This is a genomic window from Nostoc sp. WHI (genome assembly GCF_015714725.1).
Classification (GTDB): Bacteria; Cyanobacteriota; Cyanobacteriia; order Cyanobacteriales; family Nostocaceae; genus Nostoc.
Genome location: NZ_WBKM01000228.1, coordinates 1 through 8,768 on the forward strand (window position 1 = coordinate 1; position 8,768 = coordinate 8,768).

Annotated in this window: 8 protein-coding genes and 1 tRNA gene; 2 read left to right on the plus strand and 7 right to left on the minus strand. The window is 45.5% G+C overall.

The window, feature by feature from the left end; translation table 11 throughout:
• Nucleotides 1–248, plus strand: a 248-nt coding sequence (locus F8S12_RS23040; RefSeq protein ID WP_196518648.1) for a hypothetical protein, incomplete at its 5' end; no start/stop codon positions are given.
• 180 nt (nt 249–428) lie between these two features.
• On the opposite strand, the gene F8S12_RS23045 is transcribed toward F8S12_RS23040, so the two are convergent.
• The 7 genes from F8S12_RS23045 to F8S12_RS23075 all read right to left on the minus strand — a co-directional run bounded on the left by F8S12_RS23045 (nt 429) and on the right by F8S12_RS23075 (nt 7,536).
• Complete coding sequence (locus tag F8S12_RS23045; RefSeq protein ID WP_196518649.1) at nt 429–2,843, minus strand: AAA family ATPase; 2,415 nt, start codon at nt 2,841–2,843, stop codon at nt 429–431.
• A 2-nt stretch (nt 2,844–2,845) separates the two neighbouring features.
• Nucleotides 2,846–3,922 (minus strand): nSTAND1 domain-containing NTPase, encoded by a 1,077-nt coding sequence (locus tag F8S12_RS23050; protein WP_196518650.1) that lies wholly within the window; start codon nt 3,920–3,922, stop codon nt 2,846–2,848.
• A 211-nt stretch (nt 3,923–4,133) separates the two neighbouring features.
• Nucleotides 4,134–5,333, minus strand: a complete 1,200-nt coding sequence (locus F8S12_RS23055; RefSeq protein WP_196518655.1) for an aminotransferase class V-fold PLP-dependent enzyme — start codon at nt 5,331–5,333, stop codon at nt 4,134–4,136.
• A 60-nt stretch (nt 5,334–5,393) separates the two neighbouring features.
• Nucleotides 5,394–5,465 (minus strand) — tRNA-Asn (locus tag F8S12_RS23060).
• Nucleotides 5,466–5,607: 142 nt separating this feature from the next.
• Nucleotides 5,608–6,159, minus strand: a complete 552-nt coding sequence (locus F8S12_RS23065; protein WP_196518651.1) for an NYN domain-containing protein — start codon at nt 6,157–6,159, stop codon at nt 5,608–5,610.
• Nucleotides 6,160–6,572: 413 nt separating this feature from the next.
• Nucleotides 6,573–7,250 carry an ABC transporter ATP-binding protein gene (locus F8S12_RS23070; RefSeq protein ID WP_196518652.1) on the minus strand — a complete coding sequence of 226 codons (678 nt, stop codon included), beginning with the start codon at nt 7,248–7,250 and terminating at the stop codon, nt 6,573–6,575.
• A 13-nt stretch (nt 7,251–7,263) separates the two neighbouring features.
• Nucleotides 7,264–7,536 carry a hypothetical protein gene (locus tag F8S12_RS23075; protein WP_196518653.1) on the minus strand — a complete coding sequence of 91 codons (273 nt, stop codon included), beginning with the start codon at nt 7,534–7,536 and terminating at the stop codon, nt 7,264–7,266.
• A 330-nt stretch (nt 7,537–7,866) separates the two neighbouring features.
• On the opposite strand from F8S12_RS23075, the gene psbD reads away from it, so the two are divergent.
• Nucleotides 7,867–8,768 (plus strand): photosystem II D2 protein (photosystem q(a) protein) (gene psbD / locus F8S12_RS23080; protein ID WP_196518654.1); only part of this gene is annotated, 902 nt, incomplete at its 3' end.

Sequence of the window (8,768 nt, forward strand, 5' to 3'; positions counted from 1 at the left end):
CAAAGGTGCACGTCGATGCATCTAAGGTGCACGTCGATGCATCAAAGGTGCAGGTCGATGCATCTAAGGTGCAGAGCGATGCATCTAAGGTGCAGAGCGATGCATCTAAGGTGCAGGTCGATGCATCTAAGGTGCAGAGCGATGCATCTAAGGTGCAGGTCGATGCATCTAAGGTGCAGGTCGATGCATTAAGTAGTCAGACAGAATTAATTATACAATGTCATTGCGAAGGTCGCGAAGCGGAATGAAGCAATCGCAAGGGCTGGGATTGCTTCTCTACGAGACGCTCCGTGAACGCGACCCTCGCAATGACTGTAAACATTTTTGTCCAATTACTTAAATTGCTGCGTTGCTGAATCAATTCTTTGCGCCTTTGCGCCTTTGCGTGAGGCTCAACTCATACCGCCATTATGCAACGCCTAAACCGCTTATTCTTCTTCTAGCAATTGTTCTATATATTTTCGCACCAAAGGCACTTGAAAGGTATTATCTTCTAGAGTCAAAATTTCCTTTCGCGCTAGTTTGCGGATAACACCTTTATCTTGCTGCGTGGGAGTTTCCCCGTGGATTATCCGGCGTAGGAGAGAGCGATCGCTATCTGCTAAACTCTTCCATAATTCCCGAAAATACTGATCGCCTCGCTCCAGCACAACAGGTATAACTTCCTTAACATCCTGTGCAGTCGCTTTTGCTGTATCTGCTTCTCGCCTGTTTCTTCTGATATCGCGGTTTAGCAACTCCACCACCTCATAACACACCAACTGAACGAGATAAGGTTGACAGCGAGTAACTTGGATAATTGCATCTACAGCAGTTGGTTCATAGATATTGCGGAAGTTCTCTACTGGCTGTTGAATCAAATCGCGGGCTTCTGACTCGTACAGGTAAGTCATTCGCAAAGCACGAGTGTTAATTAGATAGTCACTCCAATAATCATCAAGTTCAGATAACTCCTGTGAACCACTAAAAAGTAAAATCCAATTGTGTTGATGTTGCAGCAGGTTACGGATAAAATTGAGTGGCGCACGGCTGTTTGTTGCTTTCACTACCTCACCCAGGCGTTCATATTCATCCAAACAGAGGAGAAATTGCTTACCAGAGTTGCTGCGTTCTATTTCTGCGAACCAAGTTTGCAGCGCGGGAAATGGATCTTCAGCTAGTTTATAGGCATCTGGATTAGGCAAGTATACCTTGCGGGGTAATCGCCGTGCAGCTTCGATAATTTGTTGAGCTAAATTCTCAGCCAATGCTTTTAAGGTTGTAGCTGCTGCTGCTCCTTGTAAATCTACCAGCAAAGGAACAATGTTTGCTTGTATTCTGTAAGGTAGATATTTCAGCGCTGAAGTTTTCCCTGTCCTGCGCCCTCCATAGAGTAACAACACTGGCGGTTGCTCAGAAAGCGTCAAAGATTCGATTTCCTCAAATATGTCCCTTCGCCCTTTGAAACGATTCTTCGCTGTTTCCGGGTCTAGTGAGTTACCAGCAATATAAACTTGCCGAATTTCTTTTGATTGCTGTGCCTGTTCGTTTAAAGTGCGCTGCGCCGTTTCTAATATAGTTAGCCAGCTTTGTGTAGTGTTGCCAAAAGAAACAGCAACGCGAGCATCTGTTGTCAAAACTAGACTTTGCGCCAGTTGGCGTAATGCAGTGATGGGAATGTTCAGTAACTCATATTGACGATAAGGTGAAGTTGCTTCTTGTGATGCCCGTACATTTTGACTAATATCTAAAAATTGAGGCAGTACAATGCCAAGTTCCTTTGGTGGTGGTGAGGGAATCCACGCTAGTTGGTTGGCAATCTCCACAATATCGCTTAACCATTGACAACGATTGAGAGTATATACAGCAATACCATAAATTGCCTGTGCTGCAACTTTTTGCTGATTGGTGGATGTAATTAGATAATTAATAGTCTCACGGGCAGCTATTGGGTTTTTCCGATAAGCCTCTACAATCATCAAATCCATGAAAGGCAGAGGGAAAAGAATCAATTCATCAAAGCGAGGGGGCAAATATCGCAAACAATTTACCCGCTTTTCATTGGGAGACAACAAGAACAAAGTGAGTATCCATAGTAATTCTGGCAACCAGAAGTAAACCCGCAACACACCGAAAATATACGTTACGCCCAACGTTAAGCCCAACGTCACGCCGAACACCATGCCGTACGTCACGCCGAACACCACGCCGTACGCCACGCCGAACACCACGTCGAACGCCACGCCCAACGCCACCGCCACGTCGAACGCCACGCCCAACGCCACCGCCACGCCCACCGCCACGCCCAACGCCACGCCCAACGCCACGCCTACCGCCACGCCTACCGCCACGCCTACCGCCACGCCTACCGCCATGCTCAACGCCACGCCGAACCCCACGCTCAACGCCACGCCTACCGCCACGCTCAACGCCACGTTCCACGCCACGCCTAATAAAAATATAGCTGCAAGAAAAAGGGTAAGGACAGGAATAAGGAAAATAACTAGCCTATTTTCACCACCACGGTCTACAACCCTTCCTATAAACCAGCCCATCAACAAAACACAGCTTATGAGCCAGTCAAATGCACCACTAACCAGAGTGTAAACTAATGCCACCAGCAATATAGCAACCATCGGAACTACAGCAGTTAGCCACCAAACTTGCCCAGCATAGCGACGCAGACGCGGGTTAGTGCGAAATTCAGCCCTTTTATCAAAGGGGTTATCTCTCGGCTTCAGTTCTGGATGGATATCGCGCAACCAACGTTCAAAGGTAAAAGGCTTAAAGTAAATCCAATACAAAAGGCGCACGCATTCAGCCACATAATTCCAAAAGCCTGATGCTGGAGACGTGTTACTCATTGCTACTTTATCCCCAACTTGTCACGCACAAAACCCCAAACTTGATTCCAGTGCAGCACACCCACCAAAACCAAAACGAGCAAAAGCAGAATTACCATCCCGATAATCCAGTTGCTTACATCATCAACAGCCCCACCAATGAACTTGGCTATTCTACCCAGGCGCACTGGTAAATCCCAAACTAACGAACGCAGCCATGATTGCCACCACTTTCCTTTTGCTTTAGATTTAGGATCTGCAAGCTGTTGTTCAAACTGCTGTTTCGCCCACTTGATTGCCTTGCCTTGTTGACGTGCTTCCCACAAATAGTAACCAGCCAATTGCAACTTATAAGGATGACACTTACCCCATTGCTGGGCATGATTCTGTTCATCTACACTCAAAGCAGCACCAATTGTAGAGCGAGTTGGTAAGCGTGACAGTTCAATAGCCTCATCTGTAGTTAGTTCTTTCAAATAAATCGTGTGACCAATATTGAAAAAACTAGAGCCGAAGTGATACTCATTAGCATAAACATCCAGTTGTTTACGAGAAGCCACCACTAGCATCAAGGCATTGCTATCCATTAGCGATCGCAAATTATCATAAAATCCATTATCGAAGTTATCGGGATATTTCAAAAGGCTTTCAAAATCATCCAAACAAAGGACGGGTAACTTTCCTTGCTGTTTCCATTCCTTAACCGCATCTGAAAATGCTTGACGATTAAGCGGTTTAGTCTTCCAAGGATTTTGCAGATTGCGTTGTTGCCATCCCTGAACATGACTCAGTAAACTTTCACCTACAGCCTCATAGAAACCCGTTTCAGTTTGGCAATCTACACTCCGTAACGCTACATAAATCACCACATAACGACTGGTGTTGTCAAATACTCGCTGCTGCCAAGTCAGAACAAAATAATGCAGCAACGAAGATTTACCAATGTGCTTGTCACCAACTATATTAATACTTGTAGGCTGATCGCCCTTCATCCGAGATGCGATCGCATTTAGTTCATCTTTACGACCGACAAACAGCCTGGAATCTTCAATCATCCCCGCAGCCACAAAAGGATTAGAAGGCAGCGCTCCAGAAGTCATATAAAGCGTTTATCCTAGTTTCAGCAATTTAAGTGCAATCACCTAAAACAATAGCACCCGATTTGTAGAGACGGCGATTCATCGCGTCTCCTGCCTTAGGCGATTCATCGCGTCTCCTGCCTTAAACGTGGCATCTAATAAAAATATTTATTTGGCAAATGGCCAGTGCAAAACATACCCTTGATGCGATCGTCAGCTTCTCAAAACTAGATTAACCTGAGAGCAACCCCTTTAGAACCTTTCCTAAATACTCATACTGCTCTAAAGTATTGTAAATCTGCGCTGAAATCCGTACTAACATCCGTGGTTTTTCGTGCCACGGCATCACCTGCACTTGAATACCAAACTTATCAAACAACTCATCATGTACAGACATAAAATCGCGGTTTTCCAAAATCGCAGGCATTGGCAAAACCGCCATTGAACCAATCATCTCTTCTGGACAAGGCGGCTGCACTCCCAGCACTTCACAAAGTAGCTGTCTTCCCTGCAACACTAGCTGATGATTTTGCTGCATCAATTCTGTCCACCCACCAGGTAGCAACGAACCCATAAAAGCGATCGCTTCTGGTACACACATATAAGCTGTAGGATCATCTGTACCTGTCCAATCAAATTCCAACTGAAAGCGTGTTTTATCAGTGCGTGACGAATTTGTGCCGTGGCTAATTGTCAAGGGACGAATTTCTGGCTGTTGATCTCGTCGCACATACAAAAATCCTGCTCCCTTTGGTGCACACAGCCATTTATGACAATTCCCGGTGTAATAAGTTGCGCCAATTTCTTGCAAATTCAGGGAAATCATTCCTGGCGCGTGGGCACCATCTACCAATGTATTTACACCCCGTTGTTGCAACTGTTTCACCAACTCTGAAATCGGAAAGATTAACCCTGTCTGACTGGTAACATGATCCAAAAGTGCTAATCGTGTTTTTGGTGAAACTTGCTCAATTACTGCTGCTACTACTTGTTGTGGCGAGTCAATAGGAAAAGGAATTTTTGCCACTACCACCCGCGCACCAGTGCGACTGGCAATAAAATCAAGCGCATTGCGGCAAGCATTGTATTCATGGTTGGTTGTGAGTATTTCGTCCTCTGGTGAAAACGTCAGCGACCTCAACACCGAATTCACACCAGTCGTCGCATTGGGGACAAATACCAAATCCTGGATATCAGCACCCACAAACGCCGCTAGTTCGCTTCTGGCATTATCTAAAAGTGGTTCCCACTCCCTACCAAAAAAGCGTAAGGGTTCTTGTTCTAATTGCGATCGCAAACGTTGTTGAACAGCCAGCACCGCCTTAGGACAAGCACCATAAGACCCATGATTCAGGAATGTCACAGCCGGGTCAAGCAACCAAAAATTTGCCCATTTAGCTGTACCGCATATAGAACTGGCATCCTTTAACATAGTTTTATTCAATAGTGATGAGTTACTAAATTCAGAACTCATCACTGCTAACTTTTTTAACTCCCCAGGCCGGATTCGAACCAGCGACCAATCGATTAACAGTCGATCGCTCTACCACTGAGCTACTGAGGATCACTCACGATTTATAATCTTAGGGCTAAAAATAGGATTTGGCAAGTACTTTCGCCAATATTTTTTCTTAGATGCTTAATTTATAGAATTTTTGCAGTCAAAACCAATTCAGGAACTTAAGCAGAGACTTTTGAACTAATATTTACTGTAATCCCATTCGTAATTCAGCCAGACGTTGCCGCGCCTTAGCATCAATGGCATTAGCTAAAAACCGACTCTTAGATTGTTTGCGTGTATGATACTTCTGTCGCATCCGACAGACGGTAGTTTCCACTTCGCCGCAGAGTTGTTGTGCCGACAACCATTCAGCCCCATACCCCTGTATCATCAACTGCTGTGCCCGATCTGATGTTGCAACAATCACACGAGAAATCAAACATTGGGCTATTTGCTGCCGAAAAGACGCACAAGATTTTTCAATATAAGTATCTGCTGTCTGCCCAAAATCAGTGTAATAAACAGATAAAAGCTCAGTAATAATTTCTTGATTGCTAGAGGAATTCTGATATTGAGCATCAAAAACTATTTGAGTTGTATAACCTTGAAACGCACTATAACCAGTCATTGCTTCCACAAGCTCGCCGCGTGCTGCCTCTAATCCAGCGCTATCACGGGTTTTTTTAAGGCAAGGCCAAGCGCCTATTATGTTGTAGCCGTCCACTAATAAAACGGCTTGGAATAAGGAACGGGGCATGATTTTTAATCACAATTTTCTAGAGTTAGCAAAATTCATTCATAAGTTTTATAATAATTGATGCATTGTGTGTAACACTATATTACACACAAAAAATGGGGCAGGCTGATAAAACTGACCCCACGGCAGAGGCACAAACTTAAAACGCGCCTTTGTTAAAAAGGCGCATCGCAGTTCTTTTTTAGTAGTGGTGAAATAAAGAGTGCTATAGGACTTACGCAAAACTAAGTAGGGGCAATTCATGAATTGCCCCTACCTAAAAATCGTTCTTTTTGGCTATTGTTTGCGTAAGTCCTGGCTGAGTTAAAAACTACCCATAAAGGGCAGAGCATGTGCCTGGTGTAGAAAGTCCTGAGTACTTTTTACTTTACTCAGCACGGGCTAAACACTCAGCTACCGCTAACAGCACTTAATTAAGAGGCTTCTGTGTGTACCTCCATCAGACGTTCTTTAAGGCGCTGGGCTTCACCCTTATCCACAAGTGAACCTTTTTCTAGTAAGAAAGCGCCGTCACAGTAATTTAACTCGTCTAATCGATGCGTCACCCACAAGGCAGTGATGCCTCGACTTTTGACGAGGCGGCGGACACCAGCAACTAAATCCAGCTGACTATCTGGATCTAGTAAGGCAGTGGGTTCATCTAATAATAAGACTTCACAACGACGGGCGATCGCACCAGCGATCGCCACTCGCTGTTTCTGTCCTCCAGAGAGCGCATATATAGGGCGGCGTTGGAGGGTAAGCAAATTCACCGCCCCTAGCGCCTCCTCAACCCTTGCTCTGGCGGCAGCCGGTGGCAACTTTTCTTCCACCAATCCAAAAGCCACATCAGCACCAACCGTTGGCATCACCAGTTGATGATCCGGATTTTGGAAGACAAAGCCAACGGGGTGCAAAACCCGAATTTCGCCAGATTCAGGAGCTAATAGCCCGGCCAGCAGTTTAAGTAACGTTGATTTCCCACTGCCATTTGTACCCAAGAGCATCCAAAACTCACCCTTGGGTACTTCTAAAGAGCAAGATTTGATAACTTTCTCTCCATTAGGCCAACTGAAATTTAAATCCTTGACCTCAATGCCCACTTGAGCCATTTATAAACCTTGGTTACTCAGCAGCTACAGCGAAAAAGCCAGGTGGTCTGGCGCCACCAGGGGTTGCACCATCTTTCTGAAAAATCTGCACCCCAGAAATTTCACTAGCGCGGACAGCAATTTTTTTCTCTGTCTTGCCCTCGCACTTGAGTTCTACAATGTCAGGGTTTCCAGAGCGGATTGCTGCCAAAATAAGCTGATAGACAGCCTCAGCATCTTCTGCTGATTTACGTTGGACTGAGATAGGAAAAGCAGTGTTTCTGATGCTTAAGTCGATGGTAAACATTTAGCAATAATCTTTCTTTAACTGTAGGACTCATTTTAGCGTCAGCTGACTGAATTCTAGGGAAAAAGGCATTGGGCATGGTTATTTTCCTTGTCTCCCTACTTCCCTGCCCCGACCTCTTTGATTTAACCTCATTTGTCATAAAAATTAATTTTTATGACAAAACCCCTAGAAAAATTAGCGATTTACACCTAATATGATTAAAGGTCTGTAAAAAATTGTAAACTAGATTAACAATCTGTTTAACTTTCTGCTTGTGGATAGGCTTTTATACAGCCATCTATAATACAGATACAACCTGTACTTATAAAGATTTGGAGATTTACTTTAATGACCATCGCAGTTGGACGCGCGCCCAGTAGAGGGTGGTTTGACGTTCTAGACGACTGGCTCAAGCGCGATCGCTTCGTATTCGTAGGTTGGTCAGGGATACTATTGTTTCCCTGTGCCTTCCTAGCACTAGGCGGTTGGTTGACCGGCACCACCTTCGTCACCTCTTGGTACACCCACGGATTAGCCTCCTCATATTTAGAAGGCTGTAACTTCCTGACAGTGGCAGTATCCACCCCCGCCGACAGCATGGGACACTCCCTATTGCTGTTATGGGGGCCAGAAGCTCAAGGCAACCTCACCCGTTGGTTTCAACTGGGTGGTTTGTGGCCATTCGTAGCCCTACACGGAGCCTTCGGTTTGATCGGCTTCATGTTGCGGCAATTTGAGATTGCGCGTCTAGTAGGTATCCGTCCTTACAATGCTCTCGCCTTCTCTGCACCGATTGCGGTATTCGTCAGCGTATTCCTGATGTACCCCTTGGGACAGTCAAGTTGGTTCTTTGCACCCAGCTTTGGTGTCGCTGCAATTTTCCGATTCTTACTATTCCTGCAAGGGTTCCACAACTGGACACTCAACCCCTTCCACATGATGGGTGTTGCTGGTGTATTAGGTGGTGCGCTATTGTGCGCTATTCACGGAGCCACAGTTGAAAATACCTTGTTTGAAGACGGTGACGGTGCTAACACCTTCCGTGGCTTCAATCCCACCCAATCCGAAGAAACCTACTCAATGGTGACGGCAAACCGTTTCTGGTCACAGATTTTCGGCATTGCCTTCTCCAACAAGCGTTGGCTGCACTTTTTCATGTTGTTTGTGCCAGTCACAGGCTTGTGGATGAGCGCCGTCGGCATCGTCGGTTTAGCACTCAACCTGCGGGCTTATGATTTCGTCTCCCAAGA